Source organism: Haloarchaeobius iranensis (assembly GCF_900103505.1).
GTDB lineage: Archaea > Halobacteriota > Halobacteria > Halobacteriales > Natrialbaceae > Haloarchaeobius > Haloarchaeobius iranensis.
Genome location: NZ_FNIA01000001.1, coordinates 141,133 through 166,695, shown reverse-complemented (window position 1 = coordinate 166,695; position 25,563 = coordinate 141,133). Strand labels below are relative to the sequence as shown.

21 protein-coding genes are annotated in these 25,563 nt (G+C 67.5%); 9 read left to right on the top strand and 12 right to left on the bottom strand.

Going from position 1 to position 25,563, the window contains the following annotated elements:
* Positions 1 to 421: 421 nt before the first annotated feature.
* The 3 genes from BLT27_RS00725 to BLT27_RS00715 form a co-directional block, all read right to left on the bottom strand.
* Positions 422 to 1,771 carry a tryptophanase gene (locus BLT27_RS00725; RefSeq protein ID WP_089731111.1) on the bottom strand — a complete coding sequence of 450 codons (1,350 nt, stop codon included), beginning with the start codon at positions 1,769 to 1,771 and terminating at the stop codon, positions 422 to 424.
* A 193-nt stretch (positions 1,772 to 1,964) separates the two neighbouring features.
* Entirely contained in the window at positions 1,965 to 2,180 is a 216-nt protein-coding gene (locus tag BLT27_RS00720) for a hypothetical protein (RefSeq protein ID WP_089731110.1), read from the bottom strand.
* A 67-nt stretch (positions 2,181 to 2,247) separates the two neighbouring features.
* Positions 2,248 to 3,426 carry an aspartate kinase gene (locus tag BLT27_RS00715; protein ID WP_089731109.1) on the bottom strand — a complete coding sequence of 393 codons (1,179 nt, stop codon included), beginning with the start codon at positions 3,424 to 3,426 and terminating at the stop codon, positions 2,248 to 2,250.
* A gap of 214 nt (positions 3,427 to 3,640) precedes the next feature.
* On the opposite strand from BLT27_RS00715, the gene BLT27_RS00710 reads away from it, so the two are divergent.
* Positions 3,641 to 4,078, top strand: a complete 438-nt coding sequence (locus BLT27_RS00710) for a hypothetical protein (RefSeq protein ID WP_089731244.1) — start codon at positions 3,641 to 3,643, stop codon at positions 4,076 to 4,078.
* Between the two features lie 29 nt (positions 4,079 to 4,107).
* Here BLT27_RS00710 and BLT27_RS00705 read toward each other — a convergent pair whose 3' ends face one another.
* Positions 4,108 to 5,883, bottom strand: a complete 1,776-nt coding sequence (locus BLT27_RS00705; protein WP_245707571.1) for a DNA-directed DNA polymerase II small subunit — start codon at positions 5,881 to 5,883, stop codon at positions 4,108 to 4,110.
* 141 nt (positions 5,884 to 6,024) lie between these two features.
* Here BLT27_RS00705 and BLT27_RS00700 point away from each other — a divergent pair, with 141 nt between their 5' ends.
* On the top strand, positions 6,025 to 7,263 hold the full coding sequence (locus BLT27_RS00700; RefSeq protein ID WP_217639068.1) for a S26 family signal peptidase: 1,239 nt from the start codon (positions 6,025 to 6,027) through the stop codon (positions 7,261 to 7,263).
* A 145-nt stretch (positions 7,264 to 7,408) separates the two neighbouring features.
* Here the strand turns inward: BLT27_RS00700 and BLT27_RS00695 are convergent, their stop codons facing one another.
* The gene (locus tag BLT27_RS00695; RefSeq protein WP_089731107.1) at positions 7,409 to 8,929 is read right to left on the bottom strand and encodes a Cdc6/Cdc18 family protein; all 1,521 of its coding nucleotides are present in this window, start codon (positions 8,927 to 8,929) and stop codon (positions 7,409 to 7,411) included.
* 2,042 nt (positions 8,930 to 10,971) lie between these two features.
* On the opposite strand from BLT27_RS00695, the gene BLT27_RS00690 reads away from it, so the two are divergent.
* The 4 genes from BLT27_RS00690 (at position 10,972) to BLT27_RS00675 (ending at position 14,102) form a co-directional block, all read left to right on the top strand.
* On the top strand, positions 10,972 to 11,616 hold the full coding sequence (locus tag BLT27_RS00690) for an Era-like GTP-binding protein (RefSeq protein WP_089731106.1): 645 nt from the start codon (positions 10,972 to 10,974) through the stop codon (positions 11,614 to 11,616).
* A 5-nt stretch (positions 11,617 to 11,621) separates the two neighbouring features.
* Positions 11,622 to 12,008, top strand: a complete 387-nt coding sequence (locus tag BLT27_RS00685) for a DUF2073 domain-containing protein (RefSeq protein WP_089731105.1) — start codon at positions 11,622 to 11,624, stop codon at positions 12,006 to 12,008.
* Positions 12,008 to 12,934 carry an OapC/ArvC family zinc-ribbon domain-containing protein gene (locus tag BLT27_RS00680; RefSeq protein WP_089731104.1) on the top strand — a complete coding sequence of 309 codons (927 nt, stop codon included), beginning with the start codon at positions 12,008 to 12,010 and terminating at the stop codon, positions 12,932 to 12,934. The genes BLT27_RS00685 and BLT27_RS00680 overlap by 1 nt, the downstream gene beginning before the upstream one ends.
* A gap of 382 nt (positions 12,935 to 13,316) precedes the next feature.
* Positions 13,317 to 14,102, top strand: a complete 786-nt coding sequence (locus BLT27_RS00675) for a DUF7089 family protein (protein ID WP_089731103.1) — start codon at positions 13,317 to 13,319, stop codon at positions 14,100 to 14,102.
* A gap of 22 nt (positions 14,103 to 14,124) precedes the next feature.
* On the opposite strand, the gene BLT27_RS00670 is transcribed toward BLT27_RS00675, so the two are convergent.
* From BLT27_RS00670 to BLT27_RS00660, 3 genes are all read right to left on the bottom strand, one after another.
* Positions 14,125 to 14,436 (bottom strand): nucleoside triphosphate pyrophosphohydrolase, encoded by a 312-nt coding sequence (locus BLT27_RS00670; RefSeq protein WP_089731102.1) that lies wholly within the window; start codon positions 14,434 to 14,436, stop codon positions 14,125 to 14,127.
* 21 nt (positions 14,437 to 14,457) lie between these two features.
* Entirely contained in the window at positions 14,458 to 15,036 is a 579-nt protein-coding gene (locus BLT27_RS00665) for a DUF7090 family protein (RefSeq protein ID WP_089731101.1), read from the bottom strand.
* Positions 15,037 to 15,179: 143 nt separating this feature from the next.
* Positions 15,180 to 15,623 (bottom strand): DUF2391 family protein, encoded by a 444-nt coding sequence (locus BLT27_RS00660; RefSeq protein WP_089731100.1) that lies wholly within the window; start codon positions 15,621 to 15,623, stop codon positions 15,180 to 15,182.
* A gap of 83 nt (positions 15,624 to 15,706) precedes the next feature.
* Here BLT27_RS00660 and BLT27_RS00655 point away from each other — a divergent pair, with 83 nt between their 5' ends.
* Entirely contained in the window at positions 15,707 to 16,387 is a 681-nt protein-coding gene (locus tag BLT27_RS00655) for a class I SAM-dependent methyltransferase (RefSeq protein ID WP_089731099.1), read from the top strand.
* A 35-nt stretch (positions 16,388 to 16,422) separates the two neighbouring features.
* On the opposite strand, the gene BLT27_RS00650 is transcribed toward BLT27_RS00655, so the two are convergent.
* Together BLT27_RS00650 and BLT27_RS00645 are read right to left on the bottom strand one after the other, a co-directional pair.
* Complete coding sequence (locus tag BLT27_RS00650) at positions 16,423 to 17,028, bottom strand: DUF1684 domain-containing protein (RefSeq protein WP_089731098.1); 606 nt, start codon at positions 17,026 to 17,028, stop codon at positions 16,423 to 16,425.
* 68 nt (positions 17,029 to 17,096) lie between these two features.
* The gene (locus BLT27_RS00645) at positions 17,097 to 19,337 is read right to left on the bottom strand and encodes a LamG-like jellyroll fold domain-containing protein (RefSeq protein WP_089731097.1); all 2,241 of its coding nucleotides are present in this window, start codon (positions 19,335 to 19,337) and stop codon (positions 17,097 to 17,099) included.
* A gap of 426 nt (positions 19,338 to 19,763) precedes the next feature.
* Between BLT27_RS00645 and BLT27_RS00640 the strand changes: the two genes are divergently transcribed.
* The gene (locus BLT27_RS00640; RefSeq protein ID WP_089731096.1) at positions 19,764 to 22,118 is read left to right on the top strand and encodes an ATP-dependent DNA helicase; all 2,355 of its coding nucleotides are present in this window, start codon (positions 19,764 to 19,766) and stop codon (positions 22,116 to 22,118) included.
* Between the two features lie 7 nt (positions 22,119 to 22,125).
* Here BLT27_RS00640 and BLT27_RS00635 read toward each other — a convergent pair whose 3' ends face one another.
* Positions 22,126 to 22,878 carry a hypothetical protein gene (locus BLT27_RS00635; RefSeq protein WP_089731095.1) on the bottom strand — a complete coding sequence of 251 codons (753 nt, stop codon included), beginning with the start codon at positions 22,876 to 22,878 and terminating at the stop codon, positions 22,126 to 22,128.
* Between the two features lie 129 nt (positions 22,879 to 23,007).
* On the opposite strand from BLT27_RS00635, the gene BLT27_RS00630 reads away from it, so the two are divergent.
* Positions 23,008 to 23,655 (top strand): class I SAM-dependent methyltransferase, encoded by a 648-nt coding sequence (locus BLT27_RS00630; protein WP_089731094.1) that lies wholly within the window; start codon positions 23,008 to 23,010, stop codon positions 23,653 to 23,655.
* A 3-nt stretch (positions 23,656 to 23,658) separates the two neighbouring features.
* Here BLT27_RS00630 and BLT27_RS00625 read toward each other — a convergent pair whose 3' ends face one another.
* On the bottom strand, positions 23,659 to 25,500 hold the full coding sequence (locus BLT27_RS00625; protein WP_139172223.1) for a hypothetical protein: 1,842 nt from the start codon (positions 25,498 to 25,500) through the stop codon (positions 23,659 to 23,661).
* Positions 25,501 to 25,563 lie beyond the last annotated feature (63 nt).

The window sequence follows — 25,563 nt, the reverse complement described above, 5'->3', positions numbered from 1 at the left end:
TGTTTCGATCCCTTCCCAAGTGTGTACGTAGTTAGCGTACACGACCCGATTAGATGGGTCCGAAGTCCGATCTGGAACTACCCTCATGCCTGCATAATTGTTTACTGTTACTGGGCCTTGTTCAGACGCGTGATTTCACAGGTATGAGCCGCTGACACTAAGTTCGATGTTTCTGACGGCGCATTTCAGGACGAGTTCACGGGGGCGTGTTTAGACGCGATAGAGCGGGTCACTAAAGCGCGATCTCAGCTGGTGAATCGACTAAGTACCGACAGTCTCCGCTGAATACGGAGTTCGTGAAGGGACAATCCCTCAGTAGGACAATTCAGACACCGAGGTCGCCCGAACGGATTGGCTCCTTTCATCGTCTCGAACACAGTATTCCCCCAGTCTTGCCGTTAACGAGGCTGGTTTGGAGCGTCTAAACACGGCCCAAAGGAGCCAACTCGGCCGAGAAGTGCCGAATTTCCTTCATCGGCGGCTCGTCGACGACCTCGTAGCCGCCGATCTCCTCGCGACGGTCCCAGACCGCGGCGACTGTCTCGACGACGTGCTCGATGTGCTCCTTGTGGTACATCCGGCGCGGGACCGCCATCCGGATGAGTTCTGGCCGGTCGCTGTCGGGGAAGGCGAAGCTGCCGAGTTCGACGCAGCGGACGCCGCCCTCCCGGTATATCTCGACGGCGAGCGCCTGGCCGGGGAACTCCTCGGCCGGGATGTGGGGAAGGAACTCGCCGGCGTCGAGGTAGACCGCGTGGCCGCCGACGGGCTGGAAGACGGGGATACCCTGCTCGGCCATGCGCTCGCCGAGGAAGCGGACCTGCTCGACGCGGTCGGCGATGTAGTCCTCCTCGACGGCCTCGCGCAGGCCGACCGCCATCGCCTCGATGTCCCGACCGGACATCCCGCCGTAGGTGGAGAAGCCCTCGTAGAGGATGCCGCGCTGCTTGGCGTGCTCGTACAGCGTCTCGTCGCGGCAGGCGACGAAGCCGCCGATGTTGACGAGGCCGTCCTTCTTGCCGGACATGACCGCGACGTCGGCGTATGAGAGCTGTTCCCGGGCGACCTCGGCGACGGTCGCGTCGGCGAACTCCTGCTCGCGGTTCCGGACGAAGTAGGCGTTCTCGGCGAACCGGCAGGCGTCGAGGACGAACGTGGCGTCTATCTCGTCGCAGAACTCGCGGACCGCGCGGGTGTTCTCGACGGAGACCGGCTGGCCGGCGGCGGAGTTGTTCGTGATGGTGAGGATGACCGCCGGCACGTTCTCGGCACCGACCTCGTCGACCACGCGCCGGGCCTCGTCGACGGAGAAGTTGCCCTTGAACTCGCCCTCGCTGTCGAACTCGCTCGCCTCCGGGACGGGGCAGTCCACGGCCTCCGCGCCCTGGTTCGCGACGTGCGCTCTGGTCGTGTCGAAGTGCGTGTTGTTCAGCACCACGTCGCCCTCCTCCAGGATGGTGCCGTAGAGCACGTTCTCCGCGCCGCGGCCCTGGTGGGCAGGGACGACGTGGTCGAAGCCCATGACCTCCGCTACGGCGTCTTCGAGCTTCCGGAAGCTCGAACTGCCGGCGTAGGCCTCGTCGCCGCGGATCATGGCCGCCCACTGCTCGGCCGACATCGTCCCCGTCCCGGAGTCGGTGAGCAGGTCGACGAACACGTCGTCGGCGTCGAGGTTGAACAGGTTGTAGCCCGCGTCCTCGAGGTTGGCCGCTCGCTCCTCGCGTGCCGGCAGGTGAATCGGCTCCACCATCTTCGACTTGTAGGTTGTCATGGCCACATAGAGGAGCGAGAGCGTGAAAGTCCTAGTTGGCGCTGTCTGCGAGTCGAACGACAGAACGACGGGTGAGTGTACGGAGACGGGCACCGGGAGACAGATGTATCCGCTGGACCGACGACGACGGGCCCACGAGACCCCGGACGCGCCGCTGGTGGGCCTCGACAGCCGGCGAAACCGAGGGGCTCGCTTACTCCTCGTCGCGTTCCGTCGCCGCGAGTCCGGCGATGCAGGTGAGACAGCAGCCGACGACGGGGACGACCCACGCGAGGTCCAGCGGGGCACCGGCCAGAACGCTGCCGACCTCGTAGGCGACCGACGCGCTGGCGACGGCGAGGAGCACGAGGACCATGGTGAAGCGCTCGGTACCACGACGGAACGGTCCGAGACGTTCGGTTCCGTTCATGGCAACAAGTTGCCACTAACGGGTGAAAAGTGTTCCGTGACCGACCGGTATCGGACGACACCGCCGGTCAGTACAGTTCCTGGAGTATCTCCAGTGTCGCCTCGCGGTCGTCCCAGGCGACGACGATGGCGACGCTCGTCGCGGAGGTGATGAGCTCGTGGATGTTGATGCCGTTCTCCGCCATCGGGGAGACGATATCGTTGATGACGCCGGGCTCGTTCGGGAGCTCCCCGCCGGTGACCCGGACGACCGCGAGGCCGTCCTCGACGGTGACCGAGGAGAGCATCTCGTCGTCGATGACCTCCCGATGCAGGATGTTCTCGGCGCGCTCGGACTCGTCCTCGTCGACGTAGAACGTCACGGTGTCCATGCCGCTGGCGACGGCGTCGACGTTGATACCCGACTCGGCGAGCGACGATGCGAGCTGGTGGAAGACGCCGGACTGGTTGCGGATGGCCCGCCCGGCCACCGTGACACAGGCCAGCGGTTCCTCGCGGAGGTCGACCAGGTGTCTGAACTCGCCCGTGATGCTCGTTCCGCCCGAGAGCAGGTCGCCGTGCTGGTAGTGGACGACGCGGACCGCCAGCTCGTCGTCCTTGTACGAGAGCGCCGACGGTGCGACGACCTCGGCCCCCCGGAACGAGAGGTTGCGGAGCTCGTCGACGGAGATCTGGCCGACGTTTCGCGCCCCCTCGACGACGTGCGGGTCACCGGTCATGACGCCCTCGACGTCGGTGACGATGACGACCTCGTCGGCGTCCAGGTACTTGCCGAGCATCACCGCGGTGGTGTCGCTGCCGCCGCGTCCGAGCGTCGCGATGGAGCCGTCGGGTGTCTCCGCCAGGAACCCAGTGATGACCGGGACGACGCCGTCGAGCTGTTCGGCCAGTTCGGCCGCACGCTTCGTCGTCTCCTCGACGTCGACCTCCCCGTGCTCGTCCGTGATGACCGGCCATTCCGGGTGGCCGGGTTCGAGGAACAGCGCGTCGATGCCCCTGGCGGTCAGTGCCGCCTTCAGCATCCGCACGGAGGTGCGCTCGCCCATGCTGACGATCTCCGCCCGGTCGGCGTCGTCGGCCTCGAACGTGATGTCGTCCAGCAGTTCGTCGGTCGTGTTCCCCATCGCACTGGCGACCACGGCTATCTCGTGGCCCTCGCGTACCGCGCTGGCGACCGAGTCCGCGGCCCGGTTGATGCGGTCGCCGCTGCCGAGGCTCGTCCCCCCGAACTTGGCGACTACGCGCATCCTACCACCGGGTCGCTGCTGCACTCGCTCGTCGCGCCGATACTGGCGTCACTCATACCCCCTCGTAACCGTGTCGGGGCCATAACTATGTCCCCCAGTGGAAATACCTGCCGGGCTTCGGGGTCCGTGGCACGGTCGTCGTGACGGCAAACACGACCGTCTGCAGCCGTCTCGCGGGCTGGATTTATACGCACGGAGAGCCAACGGTTGGATGATGCACGTGCGTGAGGCGGTCGAAGCAGACGCCACAGCGATGGCCGCCATCGCCGACGGCCACGTCGACGTGATGCGAAACCTCATCCACGACCGGACGGTCCGCGTCGCCGAGGCGGCCGACGCCCCGACCAACGACCCGAACGTCGACGTCGAGGAGCCGGAGACGCCCGAACTGCTCGGGTTCGTCAGCTTCGACGCCGCGACCGACGTCGTCTACGTCACACAGCTCGACGGGACGCCCGACGCCTGCGAGCGCCTGCTCGCCGAGCCGCTGCGGTTCGCCCGGAACGAGACCATGGACGTGGAGCTGCTCGTCACCGACCCCGGCGAACCCGCCGGCGTCGCCGCAGAACGCGTCGGTTTCGAACAGGCCGGGCACGGCCCGCGGTTCGACCGCCAGCAGACCGTCAGATACCGGTACGCGACGAGTGACTGAGACGGTCGACGGCGGAGCAGGAAGCCCGCTCAGGAGAACTTTCTGACGGTCACGTCCAGCGTGTCGAGGTCGACGACCGGCGCGTAGCCGGCGTCGGGCTGGATGTTGACCGACTTCTGGAAGTCGGTCTGGCGCTGCCAGCAGCCGGAGTTGATGGCGAGGACGTTGTGGTACTTCCCGAAGCCGAGCTTGTGGACGTGACCCGTATGGAAGATGTCGGGCACGTCCTCGATGACGAGGTAGTCCTTCTCCTCGGGCGCGAGCCGGGTGTGGCCGCCGTACTGCGGGGCGATGTGGCGCTTCTTCAGCAGCTGGTACATCGCCTTGTGGGGCTCTTCGTAGCTCGCGGTGTGCTCGGGCGTCTCCGCGATGACCTCGTCCAGCGAGACCCCGTGGTACATCAGCACCGAGACCCCCTCCAGGGTGACCGTCGAGGGGTTGCTCACGATGCGCGGGTCGTGTGCCGTCATGATGTTCCGCAGCTCCTCGTCGAAGCCGGGCTGGGGTTCGGCGAGGCGGACCGCGTCGTGGTTGCCCGGAATCATCGTCACGTCGATGTCGCCGGGGATCTGCTTGAGCTTCTCGTTGAACGTCTCGTACTGGTCGTAGATGTCGACCACGTCGAGCTCCTCGTCCTGGTTCGGGTAGACGCCGACGCCCTCGACCATGTCGCCCGCGATGAGCAGGTACTCGATGGCCTCCGCCTCTTCGGTGTAGAGCCAGTCGGCGAACGCGTCCCACTCCTCGTGCATGAACTCCTGGCTGCCGACGTGGACGTCGGAGATGAGGGCCGCTTGCACGTGGCGGTCGGCGTAGCTCGGCTCGTGCGTCCGTGGCACGTCGGGGAAGTACATCGAGTCGACGAAGACGATACCCGCGTCGTCCGCGAGGGTCCCCTCGATGGCGATGACCTCGTCGTACAGCAGTTCGTCGACGAGCTCGGCGATGTTCCGGTCCTTCATCACCAGACAGGGGAACGTCCCCTTCGTGTCCTCGAGCTCGACGAGCCAGTGGCCCGACGCCGTCGAGCGGATGTCGTTGACCATACCGACGAGCGCGACCTCGCTGCCTCCCGCCATCGACTCGATGGCGTCGGTCGGCCGATGGTTCACCCGCCCCCGGAGCTTCGAGGCGAGCTTGTCGTAGCGGTCGCGGAACACCGAGACGAAGTCGCTGTACTCGCCGGTCCCGGTGCTATGGCCGGTCATATCGTTCTCGACGCTCACCGAGCGCTGGTCGGTTGAGCGGTCCGCGCTCCGGTCCCGGGGGGCGAGTTCGCCGCCATTGGTCGCCGCCGGGGTGTCGGACGCCCCGCCCGTCTCGGACTGGCGGTCCGTCTCCAGGTCACCAGGTGTCTCCGGAGCCGTCGGCACCCCTGCTTCTGCCGTCTCCGTGTCCGTCGTTCCGGCGTCGCCTTCGGCCCCGTCGGTCGCCCCCTCGCCACCACCTGCATACCCCCCTGTTTCGACTGGAGAACTCCCGTTCGAATCCGCGCCAGTCGACCGCGACTGGGAACGGTCGTCTCCAGTCGAAACGGAGGGGTGTCCGTCCGTCGCCGTCCCCGGCCTGTCCCGCGGTTCTCCACCACCGACGGAGCGCTCCCCGCGCGGTGCAGTGTCGTCCTGGACCGCACGCACGTCCTCGGCGGTCACCTTCAGCGCGTCGGCGGCCGTCGCGTCGACGACAGCCGCGAGCGTCGCGTCCGGGTCCTCGGCGCCCGCGATGAGCGTCACCGCCTCTCGCTCGGCGTTGTAGCCACGGCTCGCGAGTTCGCCGACGATGCGTGCGGTCGCCTCCTGTGGCACATCACTCCACAGCACTCGGCCTGTCAAAAGCGTGCCGGAACGGACCACCGTGGCAACGCCAGAACCGACCGACTGCAGCGGGAGCCACCATGGTCTCGGCATCAGAAAGTTGATTGGTGGGGGCGTCTAACCGACGCGCAGATGACCGGACCCGGCACGGACGACGAGTCGGACGACCCCTCCGAGGAGGGGGAGACTCCGCGACACGACACGGACCGTGCCCGGCCCGGGACCGACGATGACGACCGTTCGGCCTCGACCGATGACACGCAGGTGAGTGACGACCCGACGACCGGTCACGACGGCGGTACCGACCCCCACGGTTCGGGTCGAGATAGCCCGGAGCGTTCGGCACCGACGGAGCCGAGCGACTCCGAGACGGACGCCATGGGTCCAGTCGAAGCCACGCCCGGCGGACAAGACGACGGCACGGCGGACGACGGGACAGCGGACGACGGGACGCATGGCCTGGAACCGGAGCGTTCGGGCGCGACTACTGCGGCCCCGGGCGGGCCGGCACCAGACGACTCCGCACCGGAACCGGACGGACCTGCACCGGAACCGGACGGGCCACCGATTCCCGGCAACGACCAGCGCGACGAGCAGTTCGACGGCCCCGTCGACTGGTTCCTCCACACCGACGACTCGTTCGTCATGACGGTGCGGGACATCGGCAGCAGCCTCCTCACCGTCGCGGTGCTGGGTCTCGTGCTCTTTGCGGTCAGCGGTATCTGGCCCCCGCTCGTCGCCGTCGAGAGCGGGAGCATGGAGCCGCACATGCACAAGAACGACCTCGTGTTCATCGTCGAGGAGGGGCGCTTCACCGGCGACGCCGCCCAGTCCGGGACCGGCGTCGTGACCCACCGCGCCGCACAGCAGAACGACGGCTACTGGAGTTTCGGTAACTACGGCAACGTCATCGTCTACCAGCCCAACGACAACCCCAGGCGGGTCCCGATAATCCACCGCGCCCGCTTCTGGGTGGATGCAGGCGAGAACTGGGTCGACAGCGAGGCAGAAGGCGGCACCGGAAAGGCGAATCCCCAGTACCTCAGCCGTTCCGAATCGGCGGACCAGGACTTCGACTGCGCCGAGATTACGGCCTGTCGACCCAACCACAGCGGCTTCATCACGAAGGGCGACGCGAACGACGTGTACGACCAGATCGGCGGCCAGAGCAACGTCGTCAGACCCGACTGGGTCCGCGGGAAGGCGAAGGTCCGGGTTCCCCTGCTGGGCTGGATACGCCTCCAGTTCGCACAGCTGGCGACCACGTTCGGCGGGACCGGACCCACCGCACTCGGGATGCTTCGACTGCAACTCGGCGTCGTGTTCGCCGGCGCCGGGACGGTCGTGGCACGACGGCGCGGCGTGCTGTGACGGCCTAAAAGCGTTCTGAACGTCGTTCTCGGTTCGCCGGGCGCTGTCGGTGAGACTCGAGCCCATCGCTTCGGGTCGAACTCTCGTCGATTGGCGTCCGGAGAACGTCCGTACCGCAGTCCATCGGCCGCGAGAAACAGCCGGGTCAGTTGTTGAACCGCGCCTGCACGAACGGCTGGACCTCCTCGATGTCGCCGAGTCTGGAGTCGCTGAGGAGCACCGCCTCGGTCTCCTCGATGGGGACCGACAGCGATATCTCCTTCGTCCGGCCGTAGCGACCCTTCGAGACGACGACGGCGTTGACGATGCCGAGCATGTCGAGCTCGGAGATGAGGTCGGTGACGCGGCGCTGGGTGAGCACGTCGGCGTCGATCTCCTCGCAGAGGCGCTTGTAGATGTTGAACACCTCGCCGGTGTTGATGTTGTGGACGCCGTTCTTCTCGAGCAGGATGATGGCGAAGAGGACGAGCTTGCTTTGCGTGGGTAGGGTGCGGACGACCTCGACGACGCGGTCGAGCTCGATCTTGTCCTGGGCCTGCCGGACGTGCTCCTCGTCGACGACCTCGGACTGCGAGCGCTCCGCGAGCTCGCCGGCCGTCCGGAGCAGGTCGAGCGCACGTCGGGCGTCGCCGTGCTCCTGGGCGGCGAACGCAGCACAGAGCGGGATGACGTCCTCCGTGAGCGCCCCGGGCTCGAACGCCACGTCGGAGCGGTGCTGGAGGATGTCCCGGAGCTGGTTCGCGTCGTACGGCGGGAAGACGATCTCCTCCTCGCCGAGGCTCGACTTGACGCGGGGGTCGAGGAAGTCGGTGAACTTCAGGTCGTTCGAGATACCCATGATGCTCACGCGGGAGTTCTCCAGCTCGGAGTTCATCCGCGAGAGGTTGTACAGGGTGTCGTCGCCCGACTTCTCGACGAGCTTGTCGATCTCGTCGAGCATGATGACGACGACGCGCTCCTCGTAGTCGACCGCGTCGAAGAAGACGCTGTAGACGCGGTCGGTGGGCCAGCCGGTCATCGGGACATCCTCGAACTCCTCGGCGTCGGCCTCGAGCTCGTCGATGCGTTCGGCGACGTCCCCGCGCGAGTCGAACTCCGTGTCGGCGAGGGGCTGGGTTTCGTCCCCGTCGTCGTCGATTCGGTCGAGGAGTTCCTCCAGTTCGTCGACCCGGTCCTCGATGTACGCCTCGTTCTCGTCGATGAACTTGTTCGCGAGCTGGGCGAGCACGCGGTACTGGGTGTCCGTCACCTCGCAGTTGATGTACTCGACCGAACAGGGCACCTCGTACTTCTTCGAGGTGCTCTCCAGCTCGTTCGAGACGAACTTCGCGCTCGCGGTCTTCCCGGTCCCCGTCTTGCCGTAGATGAGGATGTTCGACGGGGTCTCGCCACGCAACGCTGCGACCAGGATGGTCGCCATCTTGTTGATCTGTTCCTTCCGGTGCGGCAGTTCGTGCGGTGTGTAGGACGGCCGCAGGACTTCCTTGTTCTCGAAGATGGGTTCTCCGCTCAGGAGGTCGTCGAACAGTCCCTGTGATGCCCCCTCGTCGTCCGACTCGTCGAGTACGACATCGTCGAGGTCGACCTCGAAGTCCCGTGAAGTCTCCGCAGGCGTCCGCTCCGTGCCTCCGGATACGTCCGTATCCGCGTTGTCGTTGTCTGTCATCCCTTTGGTGCACCCCCTCGTTTCGATTGGAACTCGAAACGCGGTCCCGTGGAAGCGGACGTGTACCGGTCGTACGCCGGATATGAGACGAACGACTCGTCGATACGCCGTCCAGTTGATGCAAACGAACCAGATGAATAGGAGGGTAATAATAGTTGCCCTTCAGTAATAGCAGTCAGTAGTGCTACACCCCGTGATAGAGTGTGAGACGACCGTCTGTGGCGTTCTCGGTGGATCTCGACCGGAAAGAGCCGCCTCGTGAGTCTGCAAGTAGGGCCGTTTCATCTCGATGGCCGAACTCGCGTCGTGCTCACGGGACCGCGTCACCAGGTGTCACGTCACAGGGGCCCACCCGTTTCACGTCCACGAGCGGCTGCCTCGGCAAGGTAGTGCCGACCGCTCTGTGAAAGTAAGTACGTGGGGTTCAGTCGGGTGAGATTACACGGGGTTCGGTCGGGTGAGATTCGGACCGGGCCGTCCCGGTGGGTGCTTTATCGGAGTGAGTCCCGTCCGGTTCCGTGCATCGGTGTGGCACTACTGTTCGGCTGGACTTCCTCGTCGAACTCGACGACACCCACCCCAGAGAGCGGAGCCGGGCTCGGGATGCCGACCCCGAGGTGCGTCGTCGAGTGTCCCCCTCCCGTCGGGAACCACCCGGTGACAGCATCGGGACGAGGGAGGTACCACCTATTGGGTGGAGAGAGGTACTGGGTGGAGAGAGGTACTGGGTGGAGAGAGGTACCACCTATTGGGTGGAGAGAGGTACCACCTATTGGGTGGAGAGAGGTACCACCTATTGGGTGGAGAGAGGTACCACCTATTGGGTGGAGAGAGGTACCACCGGTTGGAAACGCGGGAGAGAGTTCATCTGCGGTGGGGTTTCGAGGTGAAACGGTGGGGTTCGGTAGCTCGTAGCAGCTGGCCGAACTCCCCGACGGCGACGGGTGTATCCGGAGGTGGGTTCCCGTTCGACCTGAACGAGAGGGGGGTGGTCGGCTGGGTGGGTCGACGGCTGGCGGCCGAGCAGTCGTTGCAGGGACCCAGCCGGCGGGAGACCCGAATGTCATGTTGTGTGCTAGCGCGGTAGGGTCGACCCCCCCACCCCTTCGTTTCAGGTGGAACGCTGTTGGGGTGGGGTGGGGGGAGGGAGGGCCGTCTAGTATGGACAATCTTTAAGCCACTACTCTTGAAACAGTACCCGCGAACTAGAGAAAAATCAATTTCTACTAGTTACTAGCTATATTGTACACTAGACGTTCGTCCATTCCTGTCCGTCTCCTAGAACGAAACCGCCGATTCGTCCACCACCCCACCCACCCTCGGCACCCGTTCCAGTTGAAACGAAGGGGTGGGGGGCTCCGAACGGAGGATGACGCATGACAGCACTGGGCACGAGCCTGTACACGAGAACGGACAGTTCGGGCCGAGTCGGACTGCAGCGCACCGGGGAACGGAGCGTGTTCCTGGGGCCGTGCTTCCGGGTGGTGGTGTACCGGGGTTGCATCTGGATGGTTACGGGGCTGTCCCTCGACGTGTAGCCCCCACCTGCGGTTTGAACGTTCGGGTCTGTGCCGACAACTCGAGCGTCGACCCTGTGGTGATAGTGCATCTGCCGCCGGTTGTTGGGTCGAGTCTCGGTCCGACCTGACGCCGCACCCCGGTCCAGACTGCATCGGCCTCTGAGCCAGCTCGGATCCATCACGACCACTAGGCGGACCGTCGCTCGCTCCCCCGAGGACGAGGAGGTCTCCTCGACGGGGGTCGTTCGGACCTGCCGTCGTCGATTCCCTTCGGAAATCCACCTCCACGTGAAACGGTCGGATTTCGTGTCGGAGACGGTGAATCACGGCGCTCGGCGGCCGAAATCTACAATAGCACGCACTAACCATCCTGACTACACCCCCGCATTTCGACTGGAAATCGAACAGCGTGAGGGGTCCAAAACCCCATGTCTGACGTACGCTTAAGTGAATCGAGTGCGGTACTACTGCCAGACGCACGCGGACCATCGGTTCGAGACGCGTGTGGGAGGACAGAATAGGATGGGACTCATTTCAGGACTCAAAAGCAGTTTACAGCAGGTACGAGAGAGCCTGTTCACGGAAGAGGAACAGAAACGGATCGGAATCTACGGCCCACCCAACGCAGGAAAGACGACGCTGGCGAACCGGATCGCACGGGACTGGACCGGCGACGCCGTCGGCCCAGAGAGCCACGTGCCACACGAGACACGACGGGCACGCCGGAAGGAGAACGTCGAGATCGAGCGCAACGGCAGCTCGGTCAACATCGACATCGTCGACACGCCCGGCGTGACGACGAAGGTCGACTACGAGGAGTTCCTCGACTACGAGGAGTTCGACCAGGACGAAGCCGTTCGTCGCTCGCGCGAAGCCACCGAGGGCGTCGCCGAGGCCATGCACTGGCTCCGGGAGGACGTCGACGGCGTCATCTACGTGCTCGACAGCACGACGGACCCCTTCACGCAGGTGAACACGATGCTCATCGGCATCATCGAGTCGCGGGACCTGCCGGTGCTCATCTTCGCCAACAAGATCGACCTCGACGACGCGAGCATCAAGCGCATCGAGGACGCGTTCCCCCAGCACGAGACGGTGCCGCTCTCGGCGCTCGAGGGCGACAACATGGACGAAGTGTACGACAAGATAGCGGAGTACTTTGGGTGATACAGATGCCGGAAGCAAAAGCCTCAGACGACGGCGGTGTCCAGATCGACCTCATCAGCGGGCAGCGCATGGAGAACCTCGCGAGCATGGAGAAGATCCGCGTCATCCTCGACGGGGTTCGCGATGGGAACATCGTCATCCTCGAGGAGGGGCTCTCGCCCGACGAGGAGTCGAAACTCATCGAGGTGACGATGACGGAGATCAGCCCCGACGAGTTCAACGGCATCGAGATCGAGACCTACCCACGCTCCCAGACGAACGACGCCAGCATCCTCGACCGCATCATGGGCAAGGAGGAGACGGCGAAGCTCACCGTCATCGGGCCGGCGAACCAGATCGAGACGTTGCACAAGGACGAAACGCTCATCAGCGCGCTCGTCTCCCGGAAATAATGCCCCACCAGTGTACTGACTGCGGGCGCACGTTCGAGGACGGCTCGAAGGAGATGCTGTCGGGCTGTCCGGACTGTGGCGGCAACAAGTTCCAGTTCATCCCGGCGGACGCCGTCGACGAATCGGTCGAGGCGAACTCGCCGGGGGACCCCCCAGGCCGGAGTTCCTCGGCTGGCGCGGTGAGCAAGGCGGCCACCACGGTCCGCGACTGGGTGGGCGGTGGCAGCGACGAGCCGGACCGACCGTCGAACCGCGACCGGTCGTCCGGCGAGTCACCGCCCGGCGAGTGGCCGAAGTCGGCCACCGAGGACTACGACACGCCCGCCGAGAAGGCGGCAGCACGGACCGGCGACGAGCCCGCAGCGGGGGCCAACGCGTCGGCGACGGCCGACACGACCGCCGACGCATCGACGACCGACACCGCGACCGCGGACGCCCAGTCGGAGGCGGCGTCGACGACGCACGCCGACCCGGACAGCGAGGACGGGACCATCCAGGCGCGGACTGCCGGTGACGAGGACAACGCGCAGGCGAGCGCGCGCTCGGACGTCGTCTCCCCGGACGAGCTACCGGAGGGCACCGCGACGCCGCCGGCGGACGCATCGGAGGCGGACGACGCCAACGCGGCGGAGTCTGGTGCAGCGACCGACCCCGAGGCGCCCGGCGTCGCAGGTCCGTCCCCCGATGTCACGGACGACCGCCACGAGGCCGCCGACCCGGCCGACACCCAGATCGAAGACCGGCCGGACCTCGACGAGCTCCGCGACGAGCTGAACCAGCAGTTCGAGAGCATCAAGATACTCAACCCGGGGCAGTACGAACTGAACCTGATGGAGCTGTACGACCGGGAGGAGTACATCATCTCGCTGCGCGAGGACGGTCGGTACGTCATCGACGTGCCGGACTCCTGGCGTGGCGACGACTGAGTCCTTCCCACGACCGACCAGCGTCCGACCCACGGCCGAGTCCCATTCCCGCCGAGTGCAGTCAAACTCGCGGCCGAGTCCAGTCCCACACGTTCATCCTCGACGTCGACGGACGCCGTCGATCCGAAGTCCGTTACTGGGACGGATGCCACACCCCATCGCTTCCACTCTAACCTGGCTCATTAACTCTTGAGAATCGTGTCGAGACGAACTAAGCGTTGCAGTAGAAATGAAGGAATATCCTGGACGCCGGAACTGATAGTTTTAAGCACTCCGACCCGTTCGTGACGAACATGAGCGAAGCCACGAAGATCGTACTCGCGACGGTCGGAATCGCCGGAGCACTGTCTGTCGCGCTGGTCGCTACCAGCCTCGGCATCTGATGTTCCAGGAACGGGAGCTTTCTCCGCAGGTCGCCGCCGTCCGGGCGGAGCACGCTCCGGACGCGGTCGTCCTCGATGCCGCGAACGATTTCGAGACGCTCCCACCGGCCCAGGCGGAGGACCTCGGCCTGCTGGTGGACGCGCTCGACCCGAAGACGTACCCCCGCGAGTGGCTCCCCGGGGACGCGCCGGCGGTACTCGACCGGCTGGCCGGGTCCACGTTCACCATCGGTGCACCGGGTGACGGCAGCGTCGCCTGGACCCACCAGACCGACCCGCCGGTCGTCATCGTCAAACCGCGGGTCCAGGGGTCGCCGGCCGAGTTCGTCGACTTCCTCGTCGCCGAGGCGCTCGTCGAGGTCGGCCTCGACGTGACAGAGCACTTCCTCGGCTTCTTCCAGGACGGCTACGCCGACCTCGACGCCGCGGTCTCGCTCGACCCGAACGCCACCTACCAGGTCGCGGCCGCGCTGTACGACGGCTGGGTCGGGCTGCACACCCGGGACACCTTCGCGGACTGGCTGGAGACCGACCCGGCGCTCGGCGACGCGTGGCAGGACGCCGGGAGCCGGCTGGAGGGTCGACTCGACGGACTGTCTCGCGAGGTCGCGCTCGGTGAGACAGACTTCGCGGACGCCGCGGAACTCGCCTGCAGCGCGATCAAGCACGCCCTCGAACTCCCGGCCCCGTTCGGCGCGCTCGACGCCGACGCCTACCGTGACCGCGGCGCAGCGTACGCGGTTCGCTGGGCGGAGAAGACGTTCGAGAAACTGGACGAGAACTGACGCCGCGACCGCTCCGCCGGACTCACTCCTCGACGCGGTCGAGCACGGTACCGTCTTCGAACCCACCACGTGCCTCCTGCTTCGCCCGTCGTTTCCGCTGGAGGTCGTCCGCGTCGAACTCCTCTGCGTCGCGTATCGCCGCGACCACGTCGAGCACGTCGGCCAGCTCCTCGACGGTCGGCTCGTTGCGGAACTCCGTGGCCTCCTCGACGAGCTTCTCACGGAGTCGGTCGCGGTACGCCGCGCCCTCGACAGTGTGAGTGACTGGCGTCTCGTCGTTCTCGCGAATCACCTCGGGGATGCGGTCGCGGACGAGCTTGTCGTACTCCCTCATGCGAGCTGTCTCTCCGGGGAGTCACTCGACGATATCGACGTTGCCGTCGACGTCGAGGTCGACCACCACGTCGAAGCGGTCGCGGTAGCCGGTCTCGGTGTCGTCGTCGTGAACCTCGTCGGAGAGGTGGAACAGTCCGATGGCGTCGTGTTCGGCCACGAGGTCGACGAGACTTTCGACGGCCTCGCGGGCCTCGTCCTCGCCGGCGTAGTAGGCGAGTTCGGTGATGGAGTCGAAGCTGACCCGGAGCTTGCCGTCGTGCTCGTCGAAGAAGCGCTCGGCCTGTTCGACGATGCCGGCGACATCATCGGGAGCGGAGACGTAGTGGACGCGGTCGCTCGACCGGCGGGAGTAGCCGCGTTCGACGCTCAGGGTGTCGAGGATGACGGCCTTGGAGTCGTCGACGTCGTAGTAGTCGAGCTTCTGGCGTACCTCGCGAGCCGTGGTTCGTGTCGAGATGACGAGAAAGTGGTCGGTGTCGTCGCGGAGGAAGTTGGTGTCGATTCGGTCGGTCTCCCCTGTCGAGGGATGGACCAGCAGGATGCTCGTTCCACCCGCGGCGGTTCGGTCGCTCCCATCGATACCGAGCGTGTAGTCCATACACGCGGGAACCGGGGGCGTAAACTTAAGCGTGCGGGTGGTCGATTGCGGTACGGTAGCGGGGCGCACTCGGCCGTCTCGGGGGAGCAGTTCGCCGCCGACCGGACGACGCTCGGAGGCCCCGGCTCGCCGGCGTCGCCCCGCTACAGGAGCGAGTCGGCCGTCGCGGCACCGACGACGCTGAAGATGGCCCCGACGGCGGTGGCCTTGAGCGTCGTCTCGGCCACGTCCAGGGTCGTTGGGTCGGTCAGTACCTCACCCTCGACCAGGAACGTGGTCGGCGCGTCGAACGCCAGTGCGAGGATGAGGACGGAGCCGAAAGAGACGATCATCAGCGAGACGAACCGGAGGGGGACGCCGCCGACCTCGGCCTCCCGTTCCGGGTTGCGGTCGTCGTCGGCCTTGTACAGCGCGCCGTAGCCGATGGCGAAGACGATGGCGACGATGGCGACGCCGTTGAGGGTCCGCATGCTCGCCGCGAGCACCCAGACCTCCTCGGTGACGACGAACGGGCCAGCGAGCAGGAAGCCGCCGACGACCTGCTGGGCGCTGTCCGCGAACTGGTAGCGTCGCCGGGTCCCGACCATACCCACCCTTGAGTCGGCCGTCCGAGTAAACGGTTGCGCTCCGTGTCGAACCCGTTTTGGTCGGGGCGACCGAACCCGAAGCCATGAGCGTCAGAGCAGAGTTCGACGCGTGGGCGAAGGACGGCCGCGACCGCGGCATGGAGGAGCGCCACTGGCACACCGCGAAGCACGCGCTGGCACGGATGCCGGTCGAGGCCGGGGACACGGTCGTCGACCTGGGCTGTGGCTCCGGCTACGCCGGGCGAGCGCTCCGGGACACCAAGGATGCGGGCCGTGTCTGGGGGCTCGACGGCTCGCCGGAGATGGCCGACAACGCCCGGTCGTACACCGACGACGACGCGGTCAACTATCTCGTCGGCGACTTCGACTCGCTGCCGTTCGCGACCGACTCCGTCGACCACGTCTGGTCGATGGAGGCGTTCTACTACGCCGCGGACCCCGCACACACGCTCGAGGAGGTCGCACGCATCCTTCGCCCGGGCGGCACGCTATTCTGCGCGGTGAACTACTACGAGGAGAACGTCCACTCCCACGAGTGGCAGGAGTTCATCGATATCGAGATGACCCGCTGGAGCGCGCCGGAGTACCGCAGCCAGTTCCGGGACGCGGGCCTCCACGTCGCCGAGCAGGACACCATCCCGGACCGGGACATCGAGATTCCGGACGCCGACGCGTTCCCGACCGACGACTGGGAGAGCCGCGAGGCCATGGTCGAGCGCTACCGCACCTACGGGACGCTGCTGACGGTCGGTGTGGCCCCGTAGCGCCCCCGGTCCGGCGCGAGGGACGTGTTGTCGACTCAGTGCTCGCCCAGCTCCGGCTTCTGTTCGCCGGCTTCGACGACGGTCTCCAGCCAGTTCTCCTCGGGCGGCAGCGGGCAGGCGTAGGCGTCGCTGAACCCACAGAACGGCGTGTACGCGAGGTTGAAGTCCACGACGACGGTCTCACCGTCCGACAGCTCCTGCTCGGCCTCCAGGTCCATGTACCGGCCGGCGTCGTAGCTCTGCTGTCCGGTCGTCTTGTCGCGGAACGGGACGAACAGCGTCTCGCGGTCCTCGCCGGTCGGGCGGTACGCGGCCAGCGCGTGCGTCTCGCCGTCGAGTTCGAACGTCAGCTCGCCGACCTTGCGGTAGCGCTGCTCGCCGCCGGTCGTCGTCTCCATCCGGGCGATCGCCTCGTCGTCGTCGTCGACGAGGTGCAGCGTCGCCGTCACGCGGTAGTCCGGGTCGGGCTCGAAGTAGGCCAGCCCGTCGAACTCGTCGCGCTCCGGCTCCGGCACGGGCGAGTGGGGGTGGCTCGCGAAGAACTCGTCTTTCTCCGCGCGCTTTGCCGCGAGCTCCTCGCGCCAGGCGTCGACGTCGAAGTCGGCGGCTGTCCCTGTGTCGTCGGCGTCGCTGTCGGTCATGCCCCTCGATTTCGTGTGGAAATGGGTAGATGTTGCGCTCCGGGGACCGGCAGTCGTGTCCCGCCGACTCAGGCCGCCGCTGGGGTCGCGAGCACGCTCGCGGTCGTGTTGCCGGTCGTCAGCTCCGCCCCGCCGAACCGCGGGAGGGTGCCCGTCGAGGTACCGAGTTCGATACGGAGCCGGAACGTGTCGCTGTCGGTGCTCAGGCCAGTCACGTCGACGGTGTCGGTCACCCCGGTCAGGTCGATGGCGTCGCTCGACTCCTCGAACGTTCCGTCGCCGTCGGGGTCCGACTCGACGGTGACGGTGATGCTCGTCCCCGACGGCACGGTGGCGTCGACGTTGGTGAGTACGAGGTCGCTCGCGTCGAACGTCGCCGGGTAGCCCCGGGCCTCCGTCGTCACCGTGCGGTTGCCCGAGCCACCGCCGTCGGCGGTGTACAGCGCCTCTATCTCCGCCTGGTCGAGCGCGCGGTCGTACAGCCGGACCTCGTCGACCCGGCCGTCGTAGTACTCGTCGTTGCGGTTCCCGTCGAAGCTGCCGGCCTCGCTGCCGTCGCCGATGAAGCCGTAGCGGGTCGTACCGGTGCCGAGCGGGGCGCCGCCGTGCTGGCTCGCATTCGCCTCGAGCGTACCGTCGACGTAGATGCGCTTCTCCGTCCCGTCGTAGACTCCGCAGGCGAAGTGCCAGTTCCCGTCGGCGAAGTCCGTGGTCGTCGAGAGGTCCTGCATCGAGGCGCTCTGGCTCGACGTGGAGAAGCCGACGCCGCCGGTGTCGCCCCGGACGTAGAGGTTGAAGTACTCCGACCGGTCGTAGTCCAGCAGCGCCCAGTTGTCGAACTCGGTGGTGCCGGTCTCGCTCGTCCGGAACCACGAGCACGCGGTCATCTGTGGGAGTTCGCCGGCGGTGTCGAAGCTGTCGTCGATGGCGACGTAGCCGCCGTCGCGGAACTCGAAGGCGGTCCCGTCTACCCCGCTCGCGTTGCCGAACGCACCGTTGTTCTCCGCGGCGACGGTGCTCCCGTCCGCGCGCTCGCCGAGCACGGTGTCGCTGTCGCCGGCGGGTTCCTCGTCGAGCCGCCAGTGGTTGACCAGGTCGCTCGTCGGCGCGGCCGCCGCGCCGCCGGTCGCGTTGTCGTAGAGGTCCTGCACCCGGCTGGCAGAGAGCGCGGCGTCGTACAGCCGCACGTCGTCGATGCGGCCGTCGTAGTGGAAGCCGTTCCGGTTGCCGTCGAAGCTGGTGGCCTCGCTGCCGTCGCCGATGAAGCCGTACCGGGTCGCCCCGCTGCCGAGCGCCTTGCCGTCGTGGGGGTCCGAGACGTTCGATTCGAGGTTCCCGTCGACGTAGAGGCGCTTCTCGTTCTCGCTCTGGTTGTACACCCCACAGGCGAGGTGCCAGTTTCCGTCGTTGTAGCTCCCGCTCGAGTACTGGTCGTGCAGCGAGCCCGTGCCGCCCTCGGCGGACGTGGAGAAGCCAACGCGGCCGTCGTCCCCACGCACGTAGAGGTTGAAGTACTCCGACCGGTCGAAGTCGAGCAGCGCCCAGTTGTCGAAGTTCCCGGTCCCCGACTCGGCCGTGTTGAACCAGGCGCAGGCGCTCACCTGCGGCAGCGCCCCGTCCGTGTCGAAGCGCCGGTCGAGCGCGACGTACTCGTCGTTGCTGTCGTCGAAGCTGTACGCCGTCCCCACCTGCCCGCTCGCGCCCGGGGTCGCGCCCATCAGCTCGCCGTCGGCGTTCCCGACGCTGTCCCGGGCCACCAGGTCGCGCTCGTCAAGCGGGAAGTGCGCGAGCAGCCCCCGCCGCGGCTCCAGCGTCCACGCCAGATACGGTCTGGCGGCCTGGTCGACCGTGTACTCGGCCAGGACCGTCGACTGGTCGTCGGTCTCCCAGATGACCTGCACCCGGTCTCCCGGCTCGAACCGGCCGGAGAACGCCGCGTCCCCGACTGGCAGCCCACCCGCGTCGTCGAGGACGAAGCCGTCGCCCGCCGAGATGCGCCCCGTCGTCCCCGAGAGCCACTCGAACTCCTCCGTGCTCCCGTCGCTCGCGTCGCGCACTCGGACGGTCAGCGACTCGGTGTTCGCCCGCGTCAGCGTGTCCCCGCCGTCGTGCTGGATGCGGACGATGCCCCGGTCCGCGTCGAAGTCAGCGCTCATCCGTGCCTGCGGCGTCGTCGCGCCGATATCCACCACGTCGCCGAGGAAGACGAACCCTGCCCCGGCGACGACCAGCGTCAGCGCCACGATGAGCAGAATCGCTATCGGGCTCGTCGCTGCGCGGTCGGAGACTCGGTCGGCAACCCCCCTCATTCTGTCGACAGGTACGGAACCGGGGTAAAAGAGGCTGCGGGCCGATTGCTGAACGTCTTATTCGCGTGTTCTCCTGCTGTTGGTGGGTCGTGAGGCGGCGGTTCGGGTTTCGTGGGACTATCCGGAGTCGCCGATAGCTGGAAAGCCCCGGTTCGCTCGCCGGCTCGCTCACGAGGACGCCCGAGCGCGACCGCACCGCGCCTCACACCTCCCCAGCCTCTTCGCTCGGTCGCAGGCTCCCTCGCTCATCCCTCGCGCGTCCACGACGAGACACGCTCCCTTGCGGTCGCGCGTCTCGTCAGCGCGCGCCGGTGGTGAAACGTCGGCAAATCGACGAAGCTCGGACCCCCGAATCTCACCCTTCTTATCCGATGCCGACCCAGGCTCCGACAACTCTATGCACGGGGGACGATGAGCGCAATCCAGATGGACGACTGGCGGGACGTGTTCGGACACGCCGAGCCGTACGACGAGCAGGTCGACGGCATCGAGACGGCCATCGACACCGCCGAGGACGGCGGGTTCACGGTGGTCGAGGGGGCCTGCGGGACTGGCAAGACGATGCTCGCGCTGACGGCGGGCATCAACCTGGTCAGGGACCCCGACAGCGACTACGAGCGCGTGCTGGTGCTGACGAGCGTCAAGCAGCAGCTCCGCCAGTTCGAGGCGGACCTCGAGACGATCAACGCGAACCTGCCCGACGACTGGGACCCGGTGTCGGCGCTGACGCTCGTCGGGAAGGCCGATGTCTGCCCGTACAACCGCGAGAACGCGGGTGGCATCGACGACGAGAACGTCTACGACCGCTGTGACTCGCTCCGCGAGCGCACCCGCGACCTCGCCGGGGAGGGCGGTGCAACGACGGCTGAAGCGCTCGCCGCCGAAGCCCGCAGCCAGCAGATAGACCTCGCGGGCTCTGGGGCGGGCGGCGCGTCGGCCTCGTACCTCGAGAGCGCGGGCGAGATGTCGCCGTACCCGCCGACGATGCCCGAGTACGACACCGGCGGCGCGGACGTGGAGTTCTGCCCGTTCTACGCGCGGTTCCTCGCCGACCTGCCCGACGACGGCGACCCGGCCGAGGCGGTGCCGTTCGACCTGACCGAGACCGGGCTGTTGCGCCCCGACGACCTCGTCGCGAAGGGGATGGAGTACGGCTCCTGCCCGCACTCGCTGATGGGCGTGCTGCTCGGCCACGCCGAGGTCGTCGTCGGCAACTACTACCACGCGTTCGACCCGCGGACGACCAGCTCGTTCACCGGCGCGCTGCTCGACGACTCCACGTTCGTCGTCTGCGACGAGGCGCACATGCTCGAACCCCGCGTGCGTGACCTCGTCAGCGACCGGGTGGCGGACACGACGCTGCGCGACGCCGAGGCCGAGCTGACCCGGGTCATCCAGCCCGTCGAGTTCGACGAGGGGGGCGGGGAGGCGAGCCGACATACCACCGCCGACGCAGAGCTCGTCCGGGCCCAGCTCGCGGACGCCGACGTCGGCCTCTCCGATCTGAAGGCCGCACGCTCGTTCGTCACGGACCTCCGCGAGGAACTGGACCGCCGCGTCGTTGCACGCCTCGACCGCGAGCACCGCTCCTGGCGCGCGGACCTCACCGAGCTGAACGACGACGAGATACCGCTTCGCGACCCGGACACGCCACAGCCCGACGAGCTCACCGAGTGGGCCGAACGGGCGGGCTACGGCCCGGCGGACTGGACGAACCTCCCGAGCGTGGCCGCGGTCGTCGCAAGGGTGCTCAACGACGCCGAGGACGAGGAGAAATCGCGCGCGGTCGAGGGGATGGCCCGCACGCTCGCGTCGTGGTTCCACCGCGGGCACACCGAGTACTTCCGCGAGATAGAGCTGGAACGCACCTGGGACGACACCGAGCCCGCGGACTCCTGGCGCCGCGCGTACAACGCCCGGCTGGCCATCCAGAACTGCGTCCCCTCCGGCGTCATCGGCGAGCACCTCGCCGAGTTCGGCGGCGGCGTGCTGATGAGCGCGACGCTCGAACCGCTCGACGCCTTCGCGGAGGTGACGGGGCTGAAACACCTCCAGGAGGAGGGTCGGCCGGTCGAGACCAGAACCTACGGCCTGCACTTCCCCGGGGAGAACCGCGAATCCTTCGCGGTCGACGCGCCGAAGTTCACCTACGACAACCGGGGGGACCCGGGCGACGAGAACCGGACCCGGCGGATGCACGCCGACGCGGTCTGTGCGGTCGCCAGCCGGCCGGGCAACGTGCTCGTCGGGATGCCGAACTACCGCGAGGCGGAGTGGATCGCCGGCGTCTGCGACGAACGCCTCGACAAGCCGGTGCTGCTGGACGAGTCCAGCGCCGACAGCACCACGGAGTCGCTGAAGGACGAGTTCTTCGCGGGCGACGGCAAGGTGCTCGTGACGAGTCTGCGGGGCACGCTCACCGAGGGCGTGGACTACCGTGGCGACCGGCTCTCGGCGGCGGTCGTCTGTGGCGTCCCGCTCATCAACACGGCCTCGCCCAGGACGCGGGCCCTGAAGCGCGCCTACGACGAGACGTTCGGCGACGGCTTCGAGTACGCGCTGACGGTGCCGGCGGTCCGGAAGGCCAGACAGGCCATCGGGCGAGTCATCAGGGGCCCGGAGGAGGTCGGGGTCCGGGTGTTCGTCGACGCGCGCTACGCCCGTGGCTCGTGGGACTCGGTGCGCGAGTACTTCCCCGAGACGGAGCGCGAGGAGTTCCAGCCGGTCAGCCCGGACATGCTGGACCTGGGGCTGGACCGGTTCTGGTCGACGCGGGGATAGAACGCGCTCAGCTCCAGCCGTCGGTCTCCTCGACGCCGAAGTTGAACCCGTCCATGTCCGGGCCGTCGCCGTCGAAGCCCGGGTCCCAGTCCGGGTCGTCGTGGGTCGGTCCCGCGGACTCCTCGCGGGTGAGGTCATCGAGGTCGACCGTCTCCATGTCGTCGTCCAGCTCGTCGATGTCGGCCGAGTCGCCGAGCGTGAGCGCGTCCAGCTCGAGGTCGTCGACGGTGCCGGAGAACTCCAGCTCCTCGGAGACGGCCTTGAACTCGTCGTGGGCGGTCTCGTAGTGCTCGTCGGGGTCGTCACAGCGCACGTCGTCGAGGCCGAACGTGTCGTTCTCGACGCGGACGGTCTCCGGTTCGCTCTCGCCGCCGAAGCTGAACGACGCCTCGGTGTCGCTCTCGTCGAACCCCCAGTCGTCGTCATCGTCCCCGGACCACGCCAGCTCATCGCTGTCGGCGGCGTCGGCCCAGGAGACGCCGTCGCTGTCGCCCGCGACCGGCTCCTCGCTCGGGTCCGCCTCTGTCTCGTCCGGGAGCGAGAGCGCGTCCGGGTCGAGCTCCGAGAACGGGTCCTCGGCCGAGTCGTCGGTCTGTTCGTCGTCGGTGTCGGTGATGGTCTCGTCGATGAACGTGACGTCGTCGGCTTCCTCCTCGTCGCCCTCGTCGCTGCCCACCCCGAGCGCGTCGTAGACGGCGGAGAGTCCGGCACTGACGACGCCGATGCCGGTCGACTGCCCATCGGACCTGCCCACGGTCATACGTCTCATACTGGAACAGTTCAAGTTAATTCTTTCCCAACAGGACCCGAACAGAAATCTGTTGGTTAGTCAACTCGTGCCACGGCAACGACCGGAACGCACTTCCGCCGACGGTGGCCACTCGCGGGTATGTCGTTCGACTGGGAGCGGGACTTCTACGCGACCACGGACTGGGACCGCGGTGCGTACCTCGGCGGGGAGGCGATGCCCGACCATCTGGCGACGTTCTTCGAACGCGTCGGCGTCCCCGAGTCGGTCGCCGACGTCGGCTGCGGCCCCGCGCTCGTGCCGTTCGAGCTGGCCCCGGAGTATCCGGAGACGGCGTTCCACTGCTACGACGTGGCTCCCTCGGTCGTCGAGGCGAACCGCGAGCGCGCAGCCGAAGCGGGCCTCGACAACCTCGAGTTCGCCGTCGCGGGCCTCCCCGACCTCGGCGTCGAGCGCCGGTTCGACCTCGTCTACTGCATGGCGACGCTGTACTTCGTCGCAGACGCCGAACGTGCCCTGGTCGAGCTCTACGACATGGTCGCGCCGGGCGGGACACTCGTCTGCAACTACCCGAACCGCTACACGAAGGCGTGGGTCACCGAGGACACGGACGACCAGCGACGCGAGGCGTTCGAACTCGTCGGGCGCGGCGAGAACCTGCTGTCGTACGACCGCATCGGTGAACTCCTGGGGCACACGCCACGGAGTTACTGGTCGGCCGTCGGTGCGGGTGACGCCGACTACGCCCGCCGGTCGAGTCCCGCGGTGTACGTCCGCAAGCCGGTGTAGCCCTCACTGCCGGTTCTCGGCCAGCGCCCCCTCGTTGACCCAGACGAAGCCGTCGTCGGTCTCGCGACGCTCCGCCGGCGAGGGCGTCGCCGGGTCGAACGACTCCTCGAACTCGATCCGGACCTCGTTGCGCTCGGCGGCCGGGAACTCCGGTACGAACTCGTCGTCGTCGAGCAACCCTCTCACCGAGATGCCACCGCCGACGTGGATCGCCGCGCCGTAGGCCGCGAGTCGGTCGTCCTCGGTGGACTCGACGTCGACGCCGAAGTCGTCGTCCTCGATACGGGCCGCTTTCCGGTTCGCGCCGCCCCCGGCGAGGCCGCCCACGTCGAAGGCGTCGTCGTCGTCGCGTCCCTCGTCGGCCGGGTCGCCGACGGACTCGGTCGCAGCGTCTGCCTCCAGCTCGTCGAACACGTCGTCGAGCGCGTCGTCGTCGGCCCGCGAGACGGCGGGACCGCCCCCGCGGAGCTCGAAGCCGTCGGTGCCGGTGTCGTCCGACTCGCCTGGACTCGAACTTCCGGTCGCCGTGTCGACGGCCTCGTCGGAGCGCTGGCCGTCCACGGTCGCGGTGTCGACCGTCGCGGTTACCGCCCGCTCGCCCGCCGAAACGGACGCGTCGCCGGGCTCCCCGCTGGGCTCGTCCACGCCGCTGTCCAGCACGAAGCCGTCGCTCCAGCCCACGTCGTCGACGCCGTCGTGGTCGTCGCCGTCGCCGTCCGCAGCATCGGCCGTGCGCTCGTCGTCGCCGCCGGGGTCGAGTACCCAGTCGTCCTCGTCCCAGAACGGCGTCGCGTCGACGGGTCCGGCCTGGTCGTCGTCAGCATCCTCGCGGTCCGCCGCCCCGCCTTCCGCCTCGCCGCCTTCTACCTCGTCGTCCCGCCAGGTACTCACGCCGCCATCGTCGTCGGTCTCCTCACCGTCACCGCCCTCCCAGACGGGGTCACCGTCCTCGACGACATCGACGGTGTCGACCGATTCGGTGCGCGGGGAGTCGTCGCCGACGAAGTCGATGATGTCGGCCGTGCCATCGTCCCCCTCCGGTTCGCCCGCCACGACCCCGTCCTCGCCTTCGAGGACTGCGTCGGGGTCCGCCTCGACCGGGTCGTCGAGATCCGCGACGCCGGTCGCCCGGTCGGGGGCACGCTCCGCGAGGGAGGAGCCCTCGGTGCTGGTGACCCACTCCGGGAGCGGGACGTCCTCGCCGTCGTCGGGGACGTACGCCCCGGGCTGGTACTTCGCGAGGAGCGGCCTGTCGAACACCTCGACGCGCGGGCCGTAGGACTCGTCGAGGCGTGCGCGTTCCTCGGTCTCGACGAGGGCGAACCGCCAGCGGTCGGTGCCGTCGGAGAGCTGGACGAACTCACAGCCGAGCCCGTACAGCAGCCGGACGTTCACCGCGTCGACGAGCGCTGGCAGGTTGTAGTCGCCGAGGGGGGTGTCCGGGTACTCGAACGGTGCCTCGCGGGTGATGTCGTTCGCGTCGGTCACGGAGAGGGTGTACGGCCCGGGCGACTCGCCGTCGGCGGAGACCGGCCGTCCGTGGGCGTCCCGCATCGAGAACTCCCAGTCGATCGCGTCGAAGACGTCGGCGAGGTGGGCCGCCGGGGCGTGGCTCCAGTAGCGGGCCGGCGCGTCGAGACCGCGGTCCGACGCCACGACCACGTCCCGCAGGAACTCCGCCGGGTGACCGGCCGCCTCGAGCGCGCTCGCGAGTGCGGTCTCGAGCGACGCACCAGGCGTGCCCGTCTGGGCGCGCACGTCCGTGACGGAGACGCCGAACGAGCCGAGCACGTCGGCACAGACCATCGCATCGTGCTCGCCGTCGCGTCCGGGCCGGGAGGTCATCGTCCCGAGTTGGCCGACCACGCGGTTAAATATTTCTTGCTAGCTATTGAAGAAAACGGCTCG